This is a genomic window from Type-E symbiont of Plautia stali, assembly GCF_059731115.1.
The window spans coordinates 3,470,849-3,491,962 of sequence record NZ_AP035906.1; the positions used below are offsets into that span (position 1 = coordinate 3,470,849).

The 21,114-nt window shown below is 53.1% G+C and carries 21 protein-coding genes; 15 read left to right on the plus strand and 6 right to left on the minus strand.

Annotation, left to right across the window (positions count from 1 at the left end; genetic code table 11):
- Window positions 1-309: 309 nt before the first annotated feature.
- Together AC6I8L_RS15845 and speA are read right to left on the minus strand one after the other, a co-directional pair.
- Window positions 310-1,005, minus strand: coding sequence for an EAL domain-containing protein (locus AC6I8L_RS15845; RefSeq protein ID WP_058959340.1), 696 nt, complete (start codon window positions 1,003-1,005; stop codon window positions 310-312).
- 716 nt (window positions 1,006-1,721) lie between these two features.
- The gene (gene speA, locus AC6I8L_RS15850) at window positions 1,722-3,701 is read right to left on the minus strand and encodes a biosynthetic arginine decarboxylase (RefSeq protein ID WP_072226490.1); all 1,980 of its coding nucleotides are present in this window, start codon (window positions 3,699-3,701) and stop codon (window positions 1,722-1,724) included.
- Window positions 3,702-4,505: 804 nt separating this feature from the next.
- Between speA and metK the strand changes: the two genes are divergently transcribed.
- The 8 genes from metK (at window position 4,506) to ruvX (ending at window position 11,763) form a co-directional block, all read left to right on the plus strand.
- Window positions 4,506-5,657 (plus strand): methionine adenosyltransferase, encoded by a 1,152-nt coding sequence (gene metK / locus AC6I8L_RS15855; RefSeq protein WP_058959339.1) that lies wholly within the window; start codon window positions 4,506-4,508, stop codon window positions 5,655-5,657.
- Window positions 5,658-6,070: 413 nt separating this feature from the next.
- Window positions 6,071-7,465 carry a sugar porter family MFS transporter gene (locus tag AC6I8L_RS15860; protein ID WP_034823260.1) on the plus strand — a complete coding sequence of 465 codons (1,395 nt, stop codon included), beginning with the start codon at window positions 6,071-6,073 and terminating at the stop codon, window positions 7,463-7,465.
- 96 nt (window positions 7,466-7,561) lie between these two features.
- Window positions 7,562-8,074 (plus strand): SprT family zinc-dependent metalloprotease, encoded by a 513-nt coding sequence (locus AC6I8L_RS15865; protein WP_045831736.1) that lies wholly within the window; start codon window positions 7,562-7,564, stop codon window positions 8,072-8,074.
- A gap of 76 nt (window positions 8,075-8,150) precedes the next feature.
- A complete protein-coding gene (gene endA / locus AC6I8L_RS15870; protein ID WP_034823262.1) occupies window positions 8,151-8,858 on the plus strand; it encodes a deoxyribonuclease I in 708 nt (235 codons plus the stop codon).
- Window positions 8,859-8,932: 74 nt separating this feature from the next.
- Window positions 8,933-9,664: a 16S rRNA (uracil(1498)-N(3))-methyltransferase gene (gene rsmE / locus AC6I8L_RS15875; RefSeq protein WP_038644914.1), complete on the plus strand. Its 732-nt coding sequence runs from the start codon at window positions 8,933-8,935 to the stop codon at window positions 9,662-9,664.
- A 92-nt stretch (window positions 9,665-9,756) separates the two neighbouring features.
- Window positions 9,757-10,701: a glutathione synthase gene (gene gshB, locus AC6I8L_RS15880; protein ID WP_058959338.1), complete on the plus strand. Its 945-nt coding sequence runs from the start codon at window positions 9,757-9,759 to the stop codon at window positions 10,699-10,701.
- 82 nt (window positions 10,702-10,783) lie between these two features.
- Window positions 10,784-11,347, plus strand: a complete 564-nt coding sequence (locus AC6I8L_RS15885; RefSeq protein WP_034823267.1) for a YqgE/AlgH family protein — start codon at window positions 10,784-10,786, stop codon at window positions 11,345-11,347.
- Window positions 11,347-11,763: a Holliday junction resolvase RuvX gene (ruvX, locus tag AC6I8L_RS15890; RefSeq protein ID WP_034823268.1), complete on the plus strand. Its 417-nt coding sequence runs from the start codon at window positions 11,347-11,349 to the stop codon at window positions 11,761-11,763. Before AC6I8L_RS15885 ends, ruvX begins: the two co-directional genes overlap by 1 nt.
- A gap of 421 nt (window positions 11,764-12,184) precedes the next feature.
- Here the strand turns inward: ruvX and AC6I8L_RS15895 are convergent, their stop codons facing one another.
- Complete coding sequence (locus tag AC6I8L_RS15895) at window positions 12,185-13,177, minus strand: type IV pilus twitching motility protein PilT (RefSeq protein WP_058959337.1); 993 nt, start codon at window positions 13,175-13,177, stop codon at window positions 12,185-12,187.
- Window positions 13,178-13,193: 16 nt separating this feature from the next.
- On the opposite strand from AC6I8L_RS15895, the gene AC6I8L_RS15900 reads away from it, so the two are divergent.
- The 4 genes from AC6I8L_RS15900 to hemW are packed head-to-tail and all read left to right on the plus strand — an operon-like array spanning window position 13,194 to window position 16,205.
- Entirely contained in the window at window positions 13,194-13,901 is a 708-nt protein-coding gene (locus AC6I8L_RS15900; protein ID WP_058959336.1) for a YggS family pyridoxal phosphate-dependent enzyme, read from the plus strand.
- 12 nt (window positions 13,902-13,913) lie between these two features.
- Window positions 13,914-14,468 (plus strand): YggT family protein, encoded by a 555-nt coding sequence (locus AC6I8L_RS15905; RefSeq protein WP_034823271.1) that lies wholly within the window; start codon window positions 13,914-13,916, stop codon window positions 14,466-14,468.
- 20 nt (window positions 14,469-14,488) lie between these two features.
- Window positions 14,489-15,082, plus strand: a complete 594-nt coding sequence (locus AC6I8L_RS15910; RefSeq protein WP_058959335.1) for an XTP/dITP diphosphatase — start codon at window positions 14,489-14,491, stop codon at window positions 15,080-15,082.
- Entirely contained in the window at window positions 15,075-16,205 is a 1,131-nt protein-coding gene (gene hemW, locus AC6I8L_RS15915) for a radical SAM family heme chaperone HemW (protein ID WP_058959334.1), read from the plus strand. The genes AC6I8L_RS15910 and hemW overlap by 8 nt, the downstream gene beginning before the upstream one ends.
- A 51-nt stretch (window positions 16,206-16,256) precedes the next feature.
- Here hemW and AC6I8L_RS15920 read toward each other — a convergent pair whose 3' ends face one another.
- From AC6I8L_RS15920 to trmB, 3 genes are all read right to left on the minus strand, one after another.
- Entirely contained in the window at window positions 16,257-16,976 is a 720-nt protein-coding gene (locus AC6I8L_RS15920) for a YggN family protein (protein ID WP_058959333.1), read from the minus strand.
- Window positions 16,977-17,233: 257 nt separating this feature from the next.
- On the minus strand, window positions 17,234-17,560 hold the full coding sequence (locus tag AC6I8L_RS15925) for a YggL family protein (RefSeq protein ID WP_034823275.1): 327 nt from the start codon (window positions 17,558-17,560) through the stop codon (window positions 17,234-17,236).
- Window positions 17,560-18,279: a tRNA (guanosine(46)-N7)-methyltransferase TrmB gene (gene trmB / locus AC6I8L_RS15930; RefSeq protein WP_058959332.1), complete on the minus strand. Its 720-nt coding sequence runs from the start codon at window positions 18,277-18,279 to the stop codon at window positions 17,560-17,562. Before trmB ends, AC6I8L_RS15925 begins: the two co-directional genes overlap by 1 nt.
- A gap of 153 nt (window positions 18,280-18,432) precedes the next feature.
- Between trmB and mutY the strand changes: the two genes are divergently transcribed.
- Genes mutY through mltC form a run of 3 tightly spaced genes read left to right on the plus strand, consistent with a single transcriptional unit; the run spans window position 18,433 to window position 20,923 of the window.
- The gene (mutY, locus tag AC6I8L_RS15935; protein ID WP_058959331.1) at window positions 18,433-19,518 is read left to right on the plus strand and encodes an A/G-specific adenine glycosylase; all 1,086 of its coding nucleotides are present in this window, start codon (window positions 18,433-18,435) and stop codon (window positions 19,516-19,518) included.
- Window positions 19,518-19,790, plus strand: coding sequence for an oxidative damage protection protein (locus AC6I8L_RS15940; protein ID WP_034823278.1), 273 nt, complete (start codon window positions 19,518-19,520; stop codon window positions 19,788-19,790). The genes mutY and AC6I8L_RS15940 overlap by 1 nt, the downstream gene beginning before the upstream one ends.
- 53 nt (window positions 19,791-19,843) lie before the next feature.
- Window positions 19,844-20,923 carry a membrane-bound lytic murein transglycosylase MltC gene (gene mltC, locus AC6I8L_RS15945; RefSeq protein ID WP_058959330.1) on the plus strand — a complete coding sequence of 360 codons (1,080 nt, stop codon included), beginning with the start codon at window positions 19,844-19,846 and terminating at the stop codon, window positions 20,921-20,923.
- Window positions 20,924-21,114: the final 191 nt, after the last annotated feature.

Below are 21,114 nucleotides of genomic sequence, written 5' to 3' on the forward strand. Positions count from 1 at the left end.
TTATCGAAATCCCGCGCAGTTATTAAATTCCATAAAAACGCCCGGTATCCGCAGATACCGGCTTCAATGGCGAATAATCCAGATGACTATTCACTTCTTCTCTTGGTCGATTTCATACAAACTCATGATGAATTCGCGCTGAGCCGTGTTAAGCCTCCATCCAAAGCAAGGGTTGGGTTTATTTTTCAGCGCAACAAAGGGGGAAATGCCTTTATTTTCCATAGGGCGAGCACAAATTAAATTGAATGCAATGAACCCATTCCTAGACATTTTTTCTACCCCGATTGTAGTGGCCGAACCCGTACCAACTCAGGATTGCTTAAGAAAATCATTTAGATAGACACTCTGCCAGTAATAGCCCTGCATACCGTAGATCGCTTTATGCGCCAGCAAATCGAGGTGCGATTGGCTTTCCACACCTTCAACAATTACGCCTTTGCATAATTGGTTGAGGTGGCTGAGCAGCGTGTCAAAAATGTGACCGTCGCCAAATTGCCAAAAAAACTTCTTGTCAATCTTGACGATTTCAAATATTCCGCTATCGAGCATGGTCAGGTTGGAATAACCCGGACCAAAGTCATCAAGCCATAAAGGGGCTGGTGTCACTTTCGCGACACCTTTTAATATCAGCAGGTCTGCGCTGTTAAAGCGCGCGGTAAAGAAGGCGGATATCTCTAAACGCAACAACGTTAGTTTCGCCAGTTTATGTTGTATTTCAGCATCTTCAAAAATACCGGCGACGATATCTCTATCCACATTTACACTGACTATCTGATCAAACCCTTTCTGGTATAGCTGAATAATTTTTCCGATCTGGTGGAGGAATAACTGCCATTTCTCGTCAGCAGGAAGCCGACTGAAGAACCCTTCATCCCTGCAAGGGTTACGTTTATTATTAATATCTGCATCATCTGAGAATCGGGTTAACAATTCCCATGCAATCAACTCGCCGGCTTTACCGTGAACGGGTTCCAGCAAGAAAATGTATTCAGGTTGATTGCTCATTTCACGGTCCCTTCCGCAACTTACTGAAACTCCTGAACTGTCAGGATTACTCATGTGAGATGTAAGGGAAACATCGATAAAACTTAACACGTTAACTGAAGCCTAACGTACAGCTTACAGTTTGCAAAATAGATTTCAGTAAAGAACTGCCCCAACTTCAATCGTTTAAATCTATCAATTTCATTAGTAAACTTATTTTAATTTCACAAAATAATCAGATAATTCCTAGAAAAATTTAAGTTAGTGCAAATCTTGACAGATGAATAAACAACGAACATATTGAATTAAATGAATTAATTTTTATACATTTGTCTGATAAAGATAATTACATCGCAAAATTCATTTTTTTAGATCTGGAGCGCATTATTCCAAAAGGCGTCAAAAAATATAGTTTCTCAATGGAACTATTCAATCCTTAATGTTTAAATTTTTATTATACATCGATAAGAAAACATAACAGATTACCTATCCAATCCTTACAAAATCAGTAACTAATACAGGGATATTCAGGATTGAAGCGAAGCGGTTCTTTAGCTTTATGAATAAAAATGAAGGGGATAGAAAAGGCGTATTTTAGGGGCGAGTTATAAATGGCTAATTAACATTTATTGAGAGTGATCTTCATCACAATTCAAATAAAAAATGGGGAAATAAGAAAATAGAATGGCAGGGAAATAAAACGGGCCCTGTTCAGGGCCCGTTGAGAGCATTAACAGTTACTCATCTTCAAGATAGGTGTAACCGTACAAGCCGCTTTCGAACTCGGCAAGGAACTGTGCTCGCAGCTCTTCGTCGATATCCTTTTGCTGAGTAACCTGATCGCGGAACAGTGTCATCAAATCGTTTGGATTCAACTGCACGTACTCCAGCATATCCGCCACCGTATCGCCTTCATCTGACAACTGCACTTCTACGCTGCCGTCCGGGAAGGCGAATACATCAACCGCTTCGGTATCACCGAACAGGTTGTGCATATTGCCGAGGATCTCCTGGTAGGCACCGACCATAAAGAAGCCCAGCATCGGCGGGTTATCAATATCGTATTCAGGCATCGGCATGGTGGTGGCAATACCGTCACCATCCACGTAGTGATCGATGGTGCCATCAGAGTCACAGGTGATATCCAGCAGCACGGCGCGACGTTGTGGGATCTTGTTCAGGCCTTCCAGTGGTAATACCGGGAACAGCTGATCAATCCCCCACGCATCCGGCATTGACTGGAACAGCGAGAAGTTGACGTAAATCTTATCCGCCATACGTTCCTGCAGCTCATCAATGATCGGGCGGTGCGCACGGTTGCTTGGATCCAGATGCTGCTGGATATAGTGACAGATGCTTAAATAGAGCTGCTCTGCCCAGGCGCGCTGGCCAAGATCGTAAGTACCGGAAGAGTAGCCGGTATGGATGTCGAACAGATCCATCTGGCTATCGTGCAGCCATTCACGCAGCGAACGACGGACGTTCGGCTCATGCATCTCCTGCCAGGTATCCCACAGGCTCTGAATCGGACGTGGTGAATCGGCATCTGGCGCCACTGGCGTACTGAATTCGTTGCGCTCTACACCGATGATGTTGGAGACCAGCACGGTATGGTGCGCGGTAACCGCACGACCGGATTCGGTGATGACGGTTGGATGCTCCAGACCGTGCTCTTCACAAGCATCACCAATTGCCCAAATCACGTTGTTGGCATATTCGTTCAGGCCGTAGTTCACCGAGCAGTCAGATTGCGAACGCGTACCTTCATAATCCACGCCCAAACCGCCGCCGACATCAAAGCATTTGATGTTCACGCCGAGCTTCGCCAGCTCAACGTAGAAACGCGCCGACTCACGCACACCGGTGGCGATGTCGCGAATGTTGGACATCTGCGAGCCAAGATGGAAATGCAGCAGTTGCAGGCTGTCGAGACGGCCGGCTTTGCGCATGATATCCACCAGCTGCAATACTTGTGACGCCGCCAGACCGAACTTAGATTTCTCACCACCGCTCGACTGCCATTTACCGGAGCCTTGCGAAGCCAGACGCGCGCGAATCCCCAAACGTGGGATCACGTTCAGGCGCTCGGCCTCTTCCAGCACCAGGCGCACTTCGGTCATTTTCTCGATCACCAGGTAAACCTTGTGACCGAGTTTCTCGCCAATCAGCGCCAGACGAATGTACTCGCGGTCTTTATAGCCATTACAGACGATCACTGAACGGGTTTTACCCGCGTGCGCGATCACCGCCATCAGCTCGGCTTTAGAACCCGCTTCCAGGCCCAGCGGCTCACCGGAGTTCACCAGTGATTCGATCACGCGCTTATGCTGGTTAACCTTAATTGGGTAAACCAGGAAGTAGTCACCCTTGTAGCCGTAGGATTCGCGCGCGCGTTTAAAGGCGGCGTTAATCGACCGCAGGCGATGCTGTAAAATCTGCGGGAAGCAGAACAGCGCAGGCAGACGCTGACCATCGGCTTCACGCTCTTTGACCAGCTTGGCCAGGTCAACGCGCACTTCCGGCTGATCCGGATCCGGACACACGCTGATGTGCCCCAGCTCGTTGACGTCATAATAGTTATTACCCCACCAGGCAATATTGTAGGTACGCAGCATTCTGCTCGCTTCCTGATCGTTCATCGCCACCTCCTGCATGGAGCGGAGTACACCCTGTTCGCCAGCTGACGAACCCTTGATATTCTTCATGTCGTCAGACATCGCGAACCTCAATTTTCCGTTGAAATATGAAACAGTTGCCGGGTCTTGCTGTTGCGAGTCCGGGTAAACATTTCCCCATCCTGCTGAGCTCCGATTATCGGGTTGCCGTGCACGTTGCTGACTCTAAGTGTAAAACACCACGCCGTAGTCAGTAAAAAACGGGCCAGAAGCCAACGCTTTTCACCGCCAAAGACGAGTGAAACACAGCGACAGAAATGCGGGAATAGCTTAGCCGGCGCTCGTGTCGGGATAATTACCGCAACGCGCAAAACTTCGACGAGAGAAAAGAATAAGACTGGATTGGGAAAGGATTGCCAGCGCGCCCGTTGAGCGCAGTGAACCGAAAAGAAGAGAAGTGTGGTTCATTACTTTTATCACCTCCAACGCCTGCAAACAGCAAACGAGAAACGGCCTGGGTGAAAATCAGAGAATAGCTCTGACGGCGCGACGCACGGCGGCGTCATCCTTTTGTACTGTGGTCGACAGCAGCGGCGTTTTATACAGCCTACAGGGTGAAAAAGCAAAATCTTTGTCTGGGATATGTGGAAGGTGTCAGGAATTTCTTCCATCTGCTCACTTGCGTAAACGTGCGGAATCAGAAAAAGCACTGGAAAAGTGCTCACTGTGTAACCTAGAATAGCCGTCCAGATGGTTTTCCATCTAAACTGGTTAACATCCAGGCGGTGTCGGCGATTACGCCAATACTCCCTACTGCTCGCGGCTTTGCCTGAAGGGGCGTCGAGTCGGCCTGGTCCACTTACGCTATGCAGTCGAATTCAAACCATTTGTAAGGTAAAGAACAGAATGGCTAAACACCTATTTACATCTGAGTCCGTATCAGAAGGACATCCTGATAAAATCGCTGACCAAATTTCCGATGCCGTGTTAGATGCGATCCTTGAACAGGATCCTAAAGCACGCGTGGCCTGCGAAACTTACGTTAAGACCGGTATGGTGCTGGTTGGCGGTGAAATCACCACCAGCGCATGGGTGGATATCGAAGAGATCACCCGTAATACCGTACGTGAAATCGGCTATGTCCATTCCGATATGGGCTTTGATGCAAACTCTTGCGCCGTGCTGAGCGCGATTGGCAAGCAGTCTCCTGACATCAACCAGGGTGTTGACCGTACCGATCCGCTGGAACAGGGCGCGGGCGACCAGGGCCTGATGTTCGGCTACGCCACCAACGAAACCGACGTGCTGATGCCTGCTCCGGTAACCTACGCCCACCGTCTGGTGCAGCGTCAGGCTGAAGTGCGTAAAAGCGGCTCACTGCCGTGGTTACGTCCGGATGCAAAAAGCCAGATCACCTTCCAGTACGATGGCGGCAAAATTGTCGGTATCGATGCGGTAGTCCTGTCGACTCAGCACGCTGAAGAAATCTCAACAGCCGATCTGCGTGAAGCGGTGATGGAAGAGATCATCAAGCCGGTTCTGCCTGCTGAGTGGGTGAATGCCAGCACCAAATACCACATCAACCCAACTGGTCGCTTCGTGATCGGCGGCCCAATGGGCGACTGTGGTCTGACGGGTCGTAAAATCATCGTTGATACCTACGGCGGTATGGCGCGTCACGGTGGCGGTGCGTTCTCTGGTAAGGACCCGTCTAAGGTTGACCGTTCTGCTGCTTACGCTGCACGCTATGTCGCGAAAAACATCGTCGCGGCTGGTCTGGCCGACCGTTGCGAAATCCAGGTTTCTTACGCGATTGGCGTGGCTGAGCCAACCTCCATCATGGTGGAAACTTTCGGTACTGAGAAAGTCCCTACCGAACAGCTGACCCTGCTGGTGCGCGAGTTCTTCGACCTGCGTCCATACGGCCTGATTCAGATGATGGATCTGCTTAAACCTATCTACAAAGAGACCGCTGCTTACGGTCACTTTGGTCGCGAACACTTCCCGTGGGAGCAGACTGATAAAGCTGCTCAACTACGCGAGGCTGCGGGCCTGTAATCTGACAGCCCTGCAAAAACGAGCCCGCATATTGCGGGCTTTTTTGTGCCTGCTAACCAGCCAGCACGTTTTTTCCCGCCGTCTACACTTCATTTTCTATGTTTACAACAAAGTGTTAACGATTACATTTTGAAAACTTTTTGTAATCCGTAATTTAGAGAATTTTCAGCGTAGTTATTCATATGAAAATGCGTTATTTTCAGCGTCGTCTGATAGTCGGTATTTAGAGAGATGTCAGAAACTTAAGGGGTGCTATACCTTACTGGTTACGTAACTATTTCAGGCGGAAAATGCTGGATTGCAGGGCTTCAGCGTGTGTAACCGATTACACTGATGTGATCGCCCTCACTTTTTTCTGCCGGCAGGTTTCATAACATTGATAAAAACAACGATAGATAAACTTCGGAGGCATTATGCCTGGTAATACTCATAAGAGCAGAACATCGAACAAGATGATGACCTTGTTTGTCTGTTTCTTAGCGGCTCTGGCCGGCCTGCTATTTGGTCTGGATATCGGCGTTATCGCTGGTGCCCTGCCCTTCATCGCCAAAGATTTCAACGTGACTGCACATGAGCAAGAGTGGATTGTCAGCTCAATGATGTTTGGTGCGGCTGTCGGTGCGATTGGTAGCGGCTGGATGTCTTCACATCTCGGCCGTAAAAAGAGCCTGATGGCGGGTGCAATTCTGTTCGTGATCGGTTCACTGTGGTCAGCCATGGCGGTTAGCCCGGATATGCTGATTGCTGCACGTGTCGTACTCGGCCTGGCCGTGGGTGTCGCGTCTTACACTGCTCCTCTGTATCTTTCTGAAATCGCACCGGAAAAGATTCGTGGCAGCATGATTTCTCTGTATCAGCTGATGATCACCATCGGTATCCTGGGCGCGTATCTGTCGGATACAGCGTTCAGTGATGCAGGCGCATGGCGCTGGATGCTGGGTATCATCACCATTCCAGCCGTGCTGCTGCTGGTGGGTGTATTCTTCCTGCCAAACAGCCCACGCTGGCTGGCGGCGAAAGGCGATTTCCGCAGTGCAGAACGCGTGCTGGCTCGCCTGCGTGATACTAGCGAGCAAGCTAAACGTGAACTGGATGAGATTCGTGAAAGCCTGAAGATCAAACAGTCTGGCTGGCAGTTGTTCCAGAGCAACAGCAACTTCCGTCGCGCGGTGTTCCTGGGCGTGCTGTTGCAGGTAATGCAGCAGTTCACCGGTATGAACGTCATCATGTATTACGCGCCAAAAATCTTTGAGATTGCGGGCTTCGCCAATACCACTCAGCAGATGTGGGGCACGGTCATTGTTGGTCTGGTAAACGTACTGGCGACCTTTATTGCTATCGGTCTGGTGGATCGTTGGGGCCGTAAACCTACACTGGTGCTGGGCTTCATCGTGATGGCTGCCGGTATGGGTATCCTCGGTACCATGCTGCACATCGGCATTAACTCCGCTTCCGCACAATACTTTGCTGTCGCCATGCTGCTGATGTTCATCGTTGGTTTTGCGATGTCTGCCGGTCCGTTGATCTGGGTACTGTGTTCAGAAATTCAGCCGCTGAAAGGCCGCGATTTTGGTATCACCGTGTCGACCGCAACCAACTGGATTGCCAACATGATCGTCGGTGCCACCTTCCTGACCATGCTGAATACGCTAGGCAACGCGCCGACCTTCTGGGTATACGCAGGTCTGAATGTGTTCTTTATCCTGCTGACCGTGGCGCTGATTCCAGAGACCAAAAACGTCTCGCTGGAACACATCGAGCGCAACCTGATGCAAGGCAAAAAACTGCGCGATATCGGCCAGCAATAAGGTCGATAAGCGATACAAAGGGCTGCCGATTGGCGGCCCTTTTTTTGTGCGTTTCGTCAGGTGCGCATTTGTGCGTACCAGGTTATCCTGCCCGGCATGAAAACACCTCGCCTTCCCATTGCCCTGCAACAAGCCGTGATGCGCTCGTTGCGTCACCATTTGCAGCTCGCCAATGAAAAGCTGGAGCGTCACTATGACGAGCCGAAGCTGGTGTATCAGCAGCGCGGCACCGCTGCCGGTACGGCCTGGCTGGAGAAATGGGAGATTCGCATCAACCCGGTGCTATTGCTGGAGAATCAGCAGGCCTTTGTGGATGAGGTGGTGCCGCACGAACTGGCGCACCTGCTGGTATGGAAAACCTTTGGCCGCGTGCCGCCGCACGGCAAAGAGTGGAAGTGGATGATGGAGAGCGTGCTCGGCGTTCCCGCGCGTCGCACCCATCAGTTCGAAATCGCGTCGGTGCGCAGCAATACCTTCCCCTATCGCTGCCGCTGTCAGCAACATCAGCTCACCGTGCGCCGCCACAATCGCGTGTTACGGGGGGAAAGTGAATACCGCTGCGTGCAATGCGGTACTTTGCTGCAACCTGGAGAATTTTCAGCAGGTTAATCCGTTTATCTGATTTCCCACCCTGCGCCATTCTGTTACCCTGCCGCCTTTTTACGCATCAGGTAATTTTTGGAATATGTCTCGCAAAACGCTGTTGTTACTCTCCTTATTAGTTGCCCCCATTAGCGCCTTCAGCCTCAGCATCACCCACTACAATCAAAACAACTTCCAGCAGGCCAAAGTAGTCGCCGCGCAGATCAATGCCGATGCCCCGGCAGAATTTTACTGCGGCTGCAAAATCAGCTGGCACGGCAAAAAAGGCGTCCCTGACCTCAGCAGCTGTGGCTACAGCGTGCGTAAAAATGCCAACCGCGCTGAACGTATTGAGTGGGAACATGTGATGCCCGCATGGGAGTTCGGCCATCAGCGCCAGTGCTGGCAAAATGGCGGACGCAAAAATTGCAGTAAAGATGCCGATTACCGCCGCATTGAAAGCGACCTGCACAATCTGCAACCGGCGATTGGTGAAGTGAATGGCGATCGCAATAACTTCCAGTACAGCCAGTGGAACGGCGGCGACGCGCAATATGGTCAGTGCGCAATGAAAGTCGATTTCAAGCAGAAGCTGGCGCAGCCACCCGAGCGTGCACGTGGTGCCATCGCCCGCACTTACTTCTATATGCGCGACCAGTATCAGTTGCGTCTGTCACGCCAGCAGACCCAGCTGTTCACCGCCTGGAACAAGCAATATCCGGTAAGCCAATGGGAGTGTGAACGCGACAACCGCATCGCGCAGGTGCAGGGAAATCACAATCCCTATGTACAACAGGCTTGCCAGCGCTAAAAGCGCTACCCTACACTAGCTTTTTTCCGATTGGGCCGTGTCCGAAGACACGGCATAACGCTGGCAGGAACCGCATGCGCATACCTCGCATTTATCATCCCGAACCTCTTGAAGTTAACAGTGAAGTCTTCCTCGACGAAGATGCCGCTAACCACGTCGGGCGCGTGCTGCGCATGACCGCCGGTCAACAAATTGAGCTGTTTGATGGCAGTAATCTGACTTTTAACGCCGAAATCACCCAGGCTGATAAAAAGCGTGTAAAAGTAAGGGTCCTTGCCAGTCAGCCTGATGACCGTGAATCTCCGCTCCATCTCCATCTTGGGCAGGTGATGTCGCGCGGCGAAAAGATGGAATTCACCATCCAGAAATCGATCGAACTCGGCGTGAACGTAATTACACCCTTGTTTTCGGAGCGCTGCGGCGTAAAGCTGGATGCTGAACGACTGGCGAAGAAGATTCAGCAATGGCAAAAAATTGCGATTGCCGCCTGTGAACAGTGCGGCCGTAATCGTGTGCCGGAAATCCGTGAAGCGATGACGCTGGAAGCCTGGTGTGCCGAGCAGGAAAGCGGTTTAAAGCTCAATCTGCATCCGCGTGCCAGCCACAGTATTAACACTCTGCCGCAGCCGGTTGAACGTGTACGCCTGCTGATTGGTCCGGAAGGCGGTTTATCCGCAGACGAAATTGCCATGACCGCGCAGCAGGGTTTCACCGATATTTTGTTGGGCCCACGCGTGCTGCGCACAGAAACCACTGCGCTCACGGCCATTACGGCACTTCAGGTGAGGTTTGGTGACCTGGGTTAAGGGATACTTTTAGGGTTTTAAAACTACGCACGTGAAAAGCCGCAGCGCTGTCACGGAACGGGGCAATAAATTCCCCCTTTGAGGAGAGAATAATGATTAAGCTTGGCATCGTTATGGACCCAATTTCGTCCATCAACATTAAAAAAGACACCAGCTTCGCCATGTTGCTGGAAGCACAGCGCCGTGGTTACGAAATTCATTACATGGAGATGGGCGATCTCTCCCTGCGCGGTGGCGTGACCTACGCCCGCACGCGCCTGCTGAGCGTGGAGCAGAACTACGACAAATGGTACGAGTTCGGCAGTGAGCAGTTAATCCCGCTGGCCGATCTCAACGTGGTGCTGATGCGTAAAGATCCGCCGTTCGATACCGAATTCATCTATGCCACCTACCTGCTGGAGCGCGCGGAAGAGCAAGGTACGCTGATCGTCAACAAACCGCAGAGCCTGCGTGACTGTAACGAGAAACTGTACACCGCGTGGTTCGCCGACCTGACGCCAGACACGCTGGTGACCCGCAATAAAGAGCAGCTGCGTGCCTTCTGGCAGGAGCACGGTGATGTGATTCTCAAGCCGCTGGACGGCATGGGCGGTGCCTCGATCTTCCGCGTGAAGCAGGACGACCCGAACTTTGGCGTCATCACCGAAACCCTGACCAATCACGGCCAGAACTTCTGCATGGCGCAAAACTACCTGCCGGCGATCAAAGACGGCGATAAGCGCGTGCTGGTAGTGGATGGCGAGCCGGTGCCGTATTGCCTGGCGCGTATCCCACAGGGTGGCGAAACCCGTGGTAACCTTGCAGCTGGTGGCCGCGGTGAAGCACGCCCGTTGAGTGAAAGCGATTGGGAAATTGCCCGCCGCGTTGGCCCAACGCTGAAAGCCAAAGGGCTGATTTTTGTCGGTCTGGACATCATTGGTGATAAACTCACCGAAGTTAACGTAACCAGCCCAACCTGCGTGCGTGAAATCGAGGCTGCATTCCCGATCTCGATCACCGGCATGCTGATGGATGCCATCGAGAAACGCCTGGGCTGATGTCAACGGCGTGTAAGCGCCGTGAGAACCCAAAACCGACGTGGCTGCGGCCGCGCCGGTTATTTTTGGTATACGAGTGAGAATGAATTTACAGCATCATTTTTTGATTGCGATGCCGTCGCTGCAGGACCCGCTGTTCAAACGCTCGGTAGTGTATATCTGCGAGCACAATGAAGATGGCGCCATGGGTTTGATCGTAAACAAACCGATGGAAAACCTGACGGTCGAAGGCATCCTGAAGAAACTTAAAATCAGCCCATCAGAACGTGACCCGGCCATCAAGCTGGACAAACCGGTGTTTGCCGGCGGTCCGCTGGCGGAAGATCGCGGCTTTATCCTGCACTCTGCCCAGAAAATTTACTCTTCCAGCATTCGTATTTCTGACAATACCGTGATCACCACTTCGCGGGATGTGCTGGAAGCGATCGGCACCTCAGAACAGCCCGATAACGTGCTGGTGGCGTTAGGGTATTGCGCCTGGGAGAAAGATCAGCTGGAGAATGAGCTGCTGGAAAATGCCTGGCTGACCACGCCCGCCAACAGCAATATTCTGTTCCAGACGCCAATCGCCGAGCGCTGGCGCGAAGCTGCACGCAGCATGGGCATCGATATTCATAATATGACCAGCGATGCAGGGCACGCCTGATGGCCAGTGAAACCTTGCTGGGCTTCGATTTCGGCACCAAAAGCATCGGTGTGGCGGTCGGTCAACAGTTGACCGGCACCGCTCGCGCTCTGACCGCGCTTAAAGCGCAAGATGGCACGCCAGACTGGAAGCTGATCGAGAAGCTACTGAAAGAGTGGCAGCCTGATTACGTGGTGGTGGGCTTGCCGTTGAACATGGACGGCACCGAGCAGCCGTTAACCGATCGCGCCCGTAAGTTCGCCAATCGCATTCATGGCCGATTCGGCGTGCGCGTTGAGCTGCAGGACGAGCGGTTAAGCACCGTGGAAGCGCGCGCCGACCTGTTCGAACGCGGTGGCTTCCGTGCATTGCAAAAAGGTCAGGTCGATTCGCAATCGGCGGTGATCATTTTGGAAGATTGGTTCGATACGCACTGATTGAAATCCAGGTGCGCGTGAATGCGCACCTGACAAATTGCGGCAACAGCTTGCTTGTTATTCGCTCGGCTATTGTGCTCCCGCCATTTACGGCAACCTGCAAACACGCCAATCAATTCTGCCACTTGTATTGACTCACAGGCGCGCAAATCATGCCCCGCCCTGTTGTAACGACTCGCAGGCGCACAAATCATGCCCCGCCATGTTGTAACGACTCGCAGGCATTAAAATCATCCCCGCCTCTTTGTATCAACTCGCAGGCACTCAAATCATGCCCGCTCCCTTGTATCGACTTGCAAGCATTCAAATCATGCCCGCTCCCTTGTATCGACTTGCAAGCATTCAAATCATGCCCCGCCCTTTAGTAGCAACTCGCAGGCACGCAAATCATGCCCGCCCTTTTGAATCGACTCGCAAATTCTCAAATCAATCCCGCCTGTTGTCGCGCCTGTACGCTCTGCGCGAACGTCTGCATCCCTGACTGCGCGCCGGTTTGCAGCACGCCAGGCAGTTGATGCATCTTGCCCTCACGGATTAAATTGGTCACCGCAGGCGTGGCCACCAACACCTCGAACAAGCCAATTCGCCCGCCGTTTTTTGCCGGCACCAAACGCTGCGCCAGCACCGCTTTCAAACTGCCCGCCAACTGGGTGCGCACCAGGTTTTTTTCCTCGGCAGGAAACACATCCACCAGCCGATCCACCGCTTGCGTGGCACCTCGCGTGTGCAACGTTGCCAGTACAAGATGCCCGGTCTCTGCCGCCGTCAGCGCAAGCCGAATGGTCTCGCTGTCACGTAGCTCACCCAACAGAATCACATCCGGGTCTTCGCGCAGCGCCGCTTTCAATCCTTTCTGGAATGACACCGTGTGTGCGCCCACTTCCCGCTGCTGTATCAATGAGCGCTGGCTGTGATGCACAAATTCAATCGGATCTTCCAGCGTAATAATGTGGCGTGCCTGTTCGCGATTGAGGCTGTCCACCAGCGCGGCCAGCGTGGTGGATTTACCGCTGCCGGTGGCACCCGTGATTAAGATCAGCCCCTCTTCCAGCTGCAACAACTGCGTTACCACGTCGGGCAGTTGCAATGGGTTGATGTTGGGCGCCTGGCTGCCAATCAAGCGCAGCGCCAGCGATAAACCGTGGCGCTGCATAAACAGGTTGGCGCGCAAACGCACGCCGCTTTTCAGGGTGATGGCAAAATCAACGTGCCCGCTCGCTTCCAGCTCATCCTGCTGTACGCCGCTGAGCCACTGTTGCAAAAAGGTTTCCAGCCAGTCGCCATCCAATGCGGTTTGTTGTGGGATCGGCTCCAGCACGCCCTGACGGCGCCAGTGCGGTAAATGTCCGCTGCAAAGGTGCAGATCGGCGGCGTTATGCTTTACACTAAGGGCCACAACTTCATCCAAATCCATTTAACTTCTCCTGACTATGACTTCCATTGAGCACAACCTACAGCAAGTGCGTGAGCGTATCGCCACTGCCGCTGCACGCTGCGGCCGCGCGCCAGAAGAAATTACCCTGCTTGCAGTGAGCAAAACCAAACCTGCGAGCGCAGTCGCAGAAGCGATTGCTGCGGGTCAGCAGGCATTCGGTGAAAATTACGTACAGGAAGGGGTTGAAAAGGTGGCTGAGCTGGCCGCACATCCTGATCTGCAGTGGCACTTTATCGGGCCGCTGCAATCCAATAAAAGCCGCCTGGTGGCGGAGAATTTTGCCTGGTGTCACACCGTGGATCGTGAACGCATTGCACAACGTCTGAACGATCAGCGTCCGGCAGCGTTGCCACCGCTTAACGTGTTAATTCAGGTAAATATCAGTGACGAGAACAGCAAATCTGGCATCATGCTGGAGGCGATTCCGGCGCTGGCGGCGCAGATAGCTGCATTGCCGCGTCTGCGCTTGCGCGGTTTAATGGCGATCCCGGCGCCGGAGCCAGATTACGATCGGCAGTTCGCGGTATGTCAGCAGATGGCTGGCGCGCTTAACGCTCTAAAACAGGATTACCCTGACGTCGATACGCTTTCTCTGGGAATGAGCGACGACATGGATGCGGCAATCGCCGCAGGCAGCACCATGGTGCGCATTGGCACCGCCGTATTTGGCGCGCGGGATTATGCGCGACCTTCACAACAATAATTGAGGAACCTCATGTTAACAATGACGTTTTTAGTCAAAACGCTGATCGACCTGTACGTGATGGTATTGCTGCTGCGCATCTGGATGCAGTGGTCACGCTGTGATTTCTACAACCCGCTGTCACAGTTTGTGGTGAAGATTACACAGCCGATTATCAAGCCGCTGCGCCGCGTGCTGCCAGCGATAGGCCCGATTGACACAGCCTCGCTGGTGCTGGCCTTTGTGCTGACCACCCTGAAATATCCGGTGCTACTGTTAATTCAGGTTGGCGTGTTCTCCGTGGATCCCACTAATCTGTTAGTTGGCCTGTTATCGCTGGTGAAATCCGCCGGTTATCTGGTGTTCTGGGTGATCATCATTCGCTCGCTGATGAGCTGGATCAGCCAGGGACGTGGCCCGATTGATTACGTGTTGATTCAGCTGACTGAACCGCTGATGGCACCGATTCGCCGTATTCTGCCTGCGATGGGCGGCATCGATTTCTCTGCCATGATTGTGATTCTGGTGCTGTACGCGCTGAATTTCCTCGGCATGGACCTGTTCCCAGGTCTCTGGTATTTGCTGTAATTCGTTAATCTGGAACTGTTATGCAAAAAGTCGTACTCGCCACCGGTAATCCGGGCAAAGTTCGTGAACTGGCCGATCTGTTAGCGGCCTTCGGCCTCGATATCGTGGCGCAAACCGAGCTGGGCGTTGAGTCAGCGGAAGAAACCGGTCTGACCTTTATTGAAAATGCCATTCTCAAAGCGCGCCATGCTGCGCAGATCACCGGTCTGCCAGCCATTGCCGATGACTCTGGTCTGGCGGTGGATGCGCTCGGCGGCGCGCCAGGCATCTACTCTGCGCGCTATGCCGGAGAAGACGCCAGCGATCAGCAAAATCTCGATAAGCTGCTGGTGGCGTTGGAAAACGTGCCGGATGGCGAGCGCCAGGCGCAGTTCCATTGCGTGCTGGTTTACCTGCGCCATGCTGAAGATCCAACACCGCTGGTGTTCCACGGCAGCTGGGCGGGTGAAATCACCCGTGCAGCCGCAGGTGAAGGCGGCTTTGGTTACGACCCGATTTTCTATGTTTCTGAACTGGGCAAAACCGCAGCAGAGCTGAGTAAAGATGAAAAGCGTGCTGTTTCTCACCGTGGCAAAGCATTGACGCTGTTACTGGATGCGATGCGCAATGCCTGAGTTACCTCCGTTAAGCCTGTACATCCACATTCCGTGGTGTGTGCAGAAGTGTCCGTACTGTGATTTCAACTCCCACGCGTTAAAAGGCGAGGTGCCGCACATCGAGTATGTGCAGCACCTGCTCAGCGATCTTGAACAGGACCTGCCGCTAACCGCTGGCCGTGAAGTACGCACCATCTTCATTGGCGGCGGCACACCGAGCCTGCTCAGCAGCAACGCCATGCAAATGTTGATGGATGGCGTGCGTGCGCGCCTGCCGCTGGCGGCCGATGCAGAGGTCACCATGGAAGCCAATCCGGGCACCGTGGAAGCGGATCGCTTCAGCGGCTACCAGAAAGCCGGTATTAACCGTATTTCGATTGGCGTGCAGAGTTTTAGCCCGCAGAAGCTGGAGCGCTTAGGGCGCATTCACGGCCCTGATGAAGCGGTACGTGCCGCCCATCTCGCTGCCGGTCTTGGTCTGCGCAGCTTTAACCTCGATCTGATGCACGGCTTGCCCGATCAGTCACTGGAAGAGGCACTGGACGATTTGCGTCAGGCGATTGCGCTGAATCCGCCGCACCTGTCGTGGTATCAGCTGACCATTGAGCCGAACACGATGTTCAGCTCGCGTCCGCCGGTGTTGCCGGATGACGATGCGCTGTGGGACATCTATGAGCAAGGCCATGAACTGTTGAGTGCCGCAGGTTATCAGCAGTACGAGACTTCAGCCTATGCCAAGCCGGGTTATCGCTGCGAACACAACCTTAACTACTGGCGCTTTGGTGATTACCTTGGCATCGGCTGTGGTGCCCACGGCAAATTAACGCAACCGGATGGCAGAATTGTGCGAACGGTGAAAACCCGTCATCCGCGCGGCTTTATGCAAGGTAAGTATCTCGACAAGCAGCACAACGTTGAGAACGATGACAAGCCGTTTGAGTTCTTTATGAACCGCTTCCGTCTGCTGGAAGCCGCACCGCGTGCAGATTTCAGCCGCTATACCGGGCTGGATGAACAAGTGATTCGTGCACAGATGGATGCAGCGATCGAGGCAGGTTACGTGGTGGAAACCGCAGAGCAGTGGCAGATAACCGAAAAAGGGAAGTTGTTCCTGAATTCGCTGCTTGAACTGTTTATGTAGGCCAAACAGTCATATAACCCAGCGGCACGCTACTTCGTCCCGCTGGTTTTTTTAACCTTTAACGCCCTGTACTAACGCTTTGCGCTGCCCTTCCAGATCCGTCACGCGATTACACACCTCATGACCGAAGTTCTGAAAGTCCTGTTCCTGCTTATTCCATTCCGCCTGAACCGCCTGCTGCAGACCGCCGAGGTTGCCCATGATCGCCTGCAGTGGATTACTGCCGCTGGCGGCCTGGCTGCTGCCCATCTCGTTCAGGCTGTCCTGCATAATGCCGCCCAGCGTGCTCTGCACCAGCTTTTCGCCTTCAGCGCGCACCTGATCAATCGCCTGATGGTGGAAGGTCAAACCATCCGGGCGATGCTCAATGATACGGTTCATCTGCTGCTTCAGCTGTCCATCCAGCCTGGTCAGGCGATTGCGCACGTTGCTGTTGGCACCGAGCTTTTCCACAATCACTTTATCCAGCGCCACACGGCTGCGTTCCAGACGCGTCGAGGCACCGTTATCCACCCACGGCAGATCACGGCGTAACGCATTCTGATAGTCGATGGCCTTCTGTCGCGTGGCGTTATCCACGTTGGCTTTCTGCCCGTTAAAGGTCACATCGCCCTGCGGTGAGATTTCAAGATTACCGTTGGTGCCGACCACCTGCACGCTCTGCGGTTTGATGATCACATCATCCTGAGGATTAACGCTGCACTGATAATCAGCCTGCGCCTGTGTCGCTGCGGCCAGCAGCAGTGCGGTAAGAAGCGCCTTACGAACCATGAAATCTCCCTAAAATGAAAAGCCGCCCACGCCTTTGCAGTTAGTACAAGTCAGGCGTAAGCGGCGCAGCGAATTTGGTGGCGATCAGCGCACAATAATCGGAGCGCGCCTGAGTACATAAGATGACTCACGTTGCTCGACCCTTTCGGAGCCGCCCTTTGGGCGTACAAGTCGCTTTCGCAACTTGTGAGCGCACTGCCCGGCGCCAAAAGCGCAAGTGAGCTAGCCTGAAGCGATATCTCAGGCCAGTAGAGTACTTAGTCCCACCAGACGTCAAAGAGTTCAGTTACCTGAACATCTGACAGCTCACGTTTCTCCAGCCATTTGCGCACCAGCTCACGGTGCTCATCGGTGCACTTACCGGTTTCCTGCAGGCAAACCAAACCTTCCCACACCAGATAACCGCTGCCGTCATACGCCAGGCCATTGGGATCGATCACTTCAGTAATAAACTGATCCAGCGTGGCATCAATCTGCTCCTCGGTGGTGCCTTCGGCAAAACGCCAGGCCACAGAGAAACCTAACTCCTGAAACTCATCGATATGCAGTTTTTTACGTAAACGACGGCTACGCTGTACGGCCATTATTTAATCCTCTCAAACATCAGATCCCAAACGCCATGGCCCAGTCGCTGCCCGCGCTGCTCAAATTTCGTTAACGGACGCGTTTCCGGACGCGGCACGTAATCGTTAGCTTCTGACAGGTTTTTATACCCATCCACGCTGTTCATGATTTCCAGCATATGTGTCGCGTAATCTTCCCAGTCAGTGGCCATATGGAACACGCCGCCCAGTTTCAGCTTACGCATCACCAGCTCGGCAAAAGGTACCTGCACAATGCGACGTTTATTGTGGCGCGCTTTATGCCATGGATCCGGGAAGAACAGCTGAACCATGCGCAGTGAGTTATCCGGAATCATCTGCTGCAACACTTCTACTGCGTCGTGACACATCACACGCAGGTTTTCCACGCCTGCCTCTTTGGCAGAAGCCAGACAGGCTCCCACGCCCGGCGCATGCACTTCAAGACCGAGGAAGTTCTGGTGAGGATTATTTTGCGCCATGGTCACCAGTGAGGCGCCCATGCCAAAACCGATTTCCAGCACCACTGGCGCTTCACGGCCAAACAGTGCTGCCAAATCCAGCGGCTCCTGCTGGAACTCGACGCCCATCTCCGGCCAGTAATTATCGAGCGCGAGCTGCTGTCCTTTCGTTAAGCGCCCCTGGCGGCGCACAAAACTGCGGATACGGCGTAATGGCCGCCCGTTCTCATCAAATTCCGGGGTGATGACGTCATTAATCATGTTGAAGCCTGCTGGTTAGCCTTTTCTGGGAAACGGGCATTATGCAAAGTTAGATAGCAGAAGCAAGCCTTTGCAATCTTCCGGTTTACACCCCGATGTCTCTGTGCTGGAATTCCTGCCTGATTGTAGAGCAAACACGGAATATTTCCTCAAATGATGCAAGCGCCGCAGTTCGCGCAACAGGTGCTGGAGTGGTATCAGCGCTTCGGCCGCAAAACCCTGCCGTGGCAGCAGGAGAAGACACCTTATAAAGTGTGGCTCTCCGAAGTGATGCTGCAGCAGACGCAAGTTGCCACCGTTATCCCTTACTTTGAACGCTTTATGGCGCGCTTCCCGACGATTGCCGATCTGGCCGCTGCACCGCTGGACGAAGTACTGCATCTGTGGACCGGCCTCGGCTATTACGCCCGTGCGCGCAACCTGCATAAAGCGGCGAAACAGGTGGTGGATAAGCACGGCGGCGAGTTCCCACGCAATTTCGATGATGTGGCCGCGCTGCCCGGCGTTGGACGCTCCACCGCGGGTGCAGTGCTGTCCTTATCGCTCGGCCTGCATTTCGCGATTCTGGATGGCAACGTCAAGCGCGTGCTGGCCCGGTGTTATGCTGTCGGTGGTTGGCCGGGCAAAAAAGACGTTGAGAAACGTTTATGGCAGATTAGCGAAGAAGTGACACCTGCCGAAGGCGTAAGCCAGTTTAATCAGGCGATGATGGACCTCGGTGCGTTAGTGTGTACTCGCTCACGTCCTAAGTGTGAGATTTGCCCGGTCAGCAACAGTTGCGTCGCGTATGCCAACAATAGTTGGGCCGAATATCCGGGTAAGAAACCCAAAGTGACGATTCCAGAGCGCACCGGCTGGTTCCTGATGATTCAGCACGGCGACGACGTGTTCCTGGAGCAACGTCCGCCGGTGGGATTATGGGGCGGTTTGTTCTGCTTCCCACAGTTCACCAGTGAGCAAGCGCTAACTGACTGGCTGGCCGAACGTGGCATTCACGCCAAACCACAGCAGCTGACGGCTTTTCGTCATACCTTCAGCCATTTCCACTTAGACATTGTGCCTATGTGGCTGGCGTGGCCTTCTGCCGGGTCGCTGATGGATGAAGCGAGCGGTCTCTGGTATAACTTAGCGCAACCACCGTCAGTGGGTTTGGCAGCGCCCGTAGAGCGTTTGCTGCACGAATTGCGCCATCCCCAGCAACTGGCACTGCACACGCGCGTGATCCAAGAGGAAGAGTAATGAGCCGCACCATTTTTTGTACGTTTCTGCAACGCGACGCTGAAGGGCAGGATTTCCAGCTCTATCCAGGCGAGATCGGTAAGCGCATCTACAATGAGATTTCCAAAGAAGCCTGGCAGCAGTGGATGTCCAAGCAGACCATGTTGATCAACGAGAAAAAGCTCAACATGATGAACCCGGAAGATCGCAAAGTGCTGGAAAAGGAGATGATCAATTTCCTGTTCGAAGGCAAAGATGTGCACATCGAAGGTTTCACCCCGCCAGAAAAATAATCGTTCAGGGCCTCCCCTTGAGGCCCTCTTTTTGAATCAGGCACGCATTTACAATGAATAAAAAACTGATAGCGCTGTTAGTGATTGCTCCACTTTTGGTTTCCTGCTCCGGACAAAAAAAATCGCAGTATCACGAAGAGTGGGTTAAGGACACCAACGGTTTCGACATCCTGATGGGGCAGTTCGCCGCCAACATTGAAAATATTTGGGGTATCAATGAGGTTCTGATCGCTGGACCGAAGGATTACGTCAAATATAGCGACAGCTATTACACCCGCAGTCACATCAACTTCGACAGCGGTAGCATCACCATTGAGACCATTGCCGGTACCGATCCGATGGCCAGCCTGCGCCAGGCGATCATCACCACGCTGTTGATTGGTGACGATCCGGGTAATGTCGATCTCTACTCCGATGCCAATGATATTCAGATTAGTAAAGAGCCGCTGCTTTACGGCCAGGTGCTGGATAACACCGGTCAGCCGATTCGCTGGCAGGGACGCGCGGCCAATTTCGCCGATTATCTGATTCAGAACAAACTACAAAAACGCACTTCTGGCCTGCATGTCATCTGGTCGGTAACCATTCCGATGGTGCCAAATCACCTCGACAAACGTGCGCACAAATATCTGCCGCTGGTGCGTAAAGCCGCTGAAGAGTACGGCGTAGATGCATCCCTGATTCTGGCGATTATGCAGACGGAATCGAGCTTCAACCCCTATGCGGTCAGCAACTCCGATGCGCTGGGCTTGATGCAGGTGGTTCAGCACACCGCTGGCGTGGACGTGTTCCGCATGAAGGGCAAATGGGGTAAACCGAGCCGCAGCTATCTGCTCGATCCGGCCAATAACATTGATGCGGGAACGGCCTATCTGTCGCTGTTGCAGAAGAGTTATTTAGGCGGGATTCAGGATCCAGTGTCACGCCGCTACGCGGTAATTACCGCCTACAACGGCGGCGCGGGTAGCGTACTGCGCGTGTTCTCCAGCGATAAAGATCGTGCCTTCGCCAAGATTAACGATATGTCGCCTAATGATGTGTATCAAACGCTGACCACTAGCCACCCATCGGGCGAATCACGTCGCTATCTGTACAAGGTGAATCAGGCACAGCGTAGTTATCATCGGTATTAATCATCAACTGATGAGTTAATGCATTAGTTATTTTAGGGGCAGACAGAGAGAAAAATATTGACTCTGACTGCCTCTTTTTTAATTACCCTTGCAGATATAAACCTCGCCGATAAATTTCGCCTGACCTCACAAAAATAAGAAATCGATATGGTGAAACTTCGCCCATCGCAACGTGTTGTTTTTACAACCAC

Excerpts from the sequence above, each read along its gene's own strand:
- AC6I8L_RS15845 (WP_058959340.1), bottom strand. The coding sequence starts at position 1,005 with ATGAGCAATCAACCTGAATACATTTTCTTGCTGGAACCCGTTCACGGT.
- speA (WP_072226490.1), bottom strand. The coding sequence starts at position 3,701 with ATGTCTGACGACATGAAGAATATCAAGGGTTCGTCAGCTGGCGAACAG.
- metK (WP_058959339.1), top strand. The coding sequence starts at position 4,506 with ATGGCTAAACACCTATTTACATCTGAGTCCGTATCAGAAGGACATCCT.
- AC6I8L_RS15860 (WP_034823260.1), top strand. The coding sequence starts at position 6,071 with ATGCCTGGTAATACTCATAAGAGCAGAACATCGAACAAGATGATGACC.
- AC6I8L_RS15865 (WP_045831736.1), top strand. The coding sequence starts at position 7,562 with ATGAAAACACCTCGCCTTCCCATTGCCCTGCAACAAGCCGTGATGCGC.
- endA (WP_034823262.1), top strand. The coding sequence starts at position 8,151 with ATGTCTCGCAAAACGCTGTTGTTACTCTCCTTATTAGTTGCCCCCATT.
- rsmE (WP_038644914.1), top strand. The coding sequence starts at position 8,933 with ATGCGCATACCTCGCATTTATCATCCCGAACCTCTTGAAGTTAACAGT.
- gshB (WP_058959338.1), top strand. The coding sequence starts at position 9,757 with ATGATTAAGCTTGGCATCGTTATGGACCCAATTTCGTCCATCAACATT.
- AC6I8L_RS15885 (WP_034823267.1), top strand. The coding sequence starts at position 10,784 with ATGAATTTACAGCATCATTTTTTGATTGCGATGCCGTCGCTGCAGGAC.
- ruvX (WP_034823268.1), top strand. The coding sequence starts at position 11,347 with ATGGCCAGTGAAACCTTGCTGGGCTTCGATTTCGGCACCAAAAGCATC.
- AC6I8L_RS15895 (WP_058959337.1), bottom strand. The coding sequence starts at position 13,177 with ATGGATTTGGATGAAGTTGTGGCCCTTAGTGTAAAGCATAACGCCGCC.
- AC6I8L_RS15900 (WP_058959336.1), top strand. The coding sequence starts at position 13,194 with ATGACTTCCATTGAGCACAACCTACAGCAAGTGCGTGAGCGTATCGCC.
- AC6I8L_RS15905 (WP_034823271.1), top strand. The coding sequence starts at position 13,914 with ATGTTAACAATGACGTTTTTAGTCAAAACGCTGATCGACCTGTACGTG.
- AC6I8L_RS15910 (WP_058959335.1), top strand. The coding sequence starts at position 14,489 with ATGCAAAAAGTCGTACTCGCCACCGGTAATCCGGGCAAAGTTCGTGAA.
- hemW (WP_058959334.1), top strand. The coding sequence starts at position 15,075 with ATGCCTGAGTTACCTCCGTTAAGCCTGTACATCCACATTCCGTGGTGT.
- AC6I8L_RS15920 (WP_058959333.1), bottom strand. The coding sequence starts at position 16,976 with ATGGTTCGTAAGGCGCTTCTTACCGCACTGCTGCTGGCCGCAGCGACA.
- AC6I8L_RS15925 (WP_034823275.1), bottom strand. The coding sequence starts at position 17,560 with ATGGCCGTACAGCGTAGCCGTCGTTTACGTAAAAAACTGCATATCGAT.
- trmB (WP_058959332.1), bottom strand. The coding sequence starts at position 18,279 with ATGATTAATGACGTCATCACCCCGGAATTTGATGAGAACGGGCGGCCA.
- mutY (WP_058959331.1), top strand. The coding sequence starts at position 18,433 with ATGATGCAAGCGCCGCAGTTCGCGCAACAGGTGCTGGAGTGGTATCAG.
- AC6I8L_RS15940 (WP_034823278.1), top strand. The coding sequence starts at position 19,518 with ATGAGCCGCACCATTTTTTGTACGTTTCTGCAACGCGACGCTGAAGGG.
- mltC (WP_058959330.1), top strand. The coding sequence starts at position 19,844 with ATGAATAAAAAACTGATAGCGCTGTTAGTGATTGCTCCACTTTTGGTT.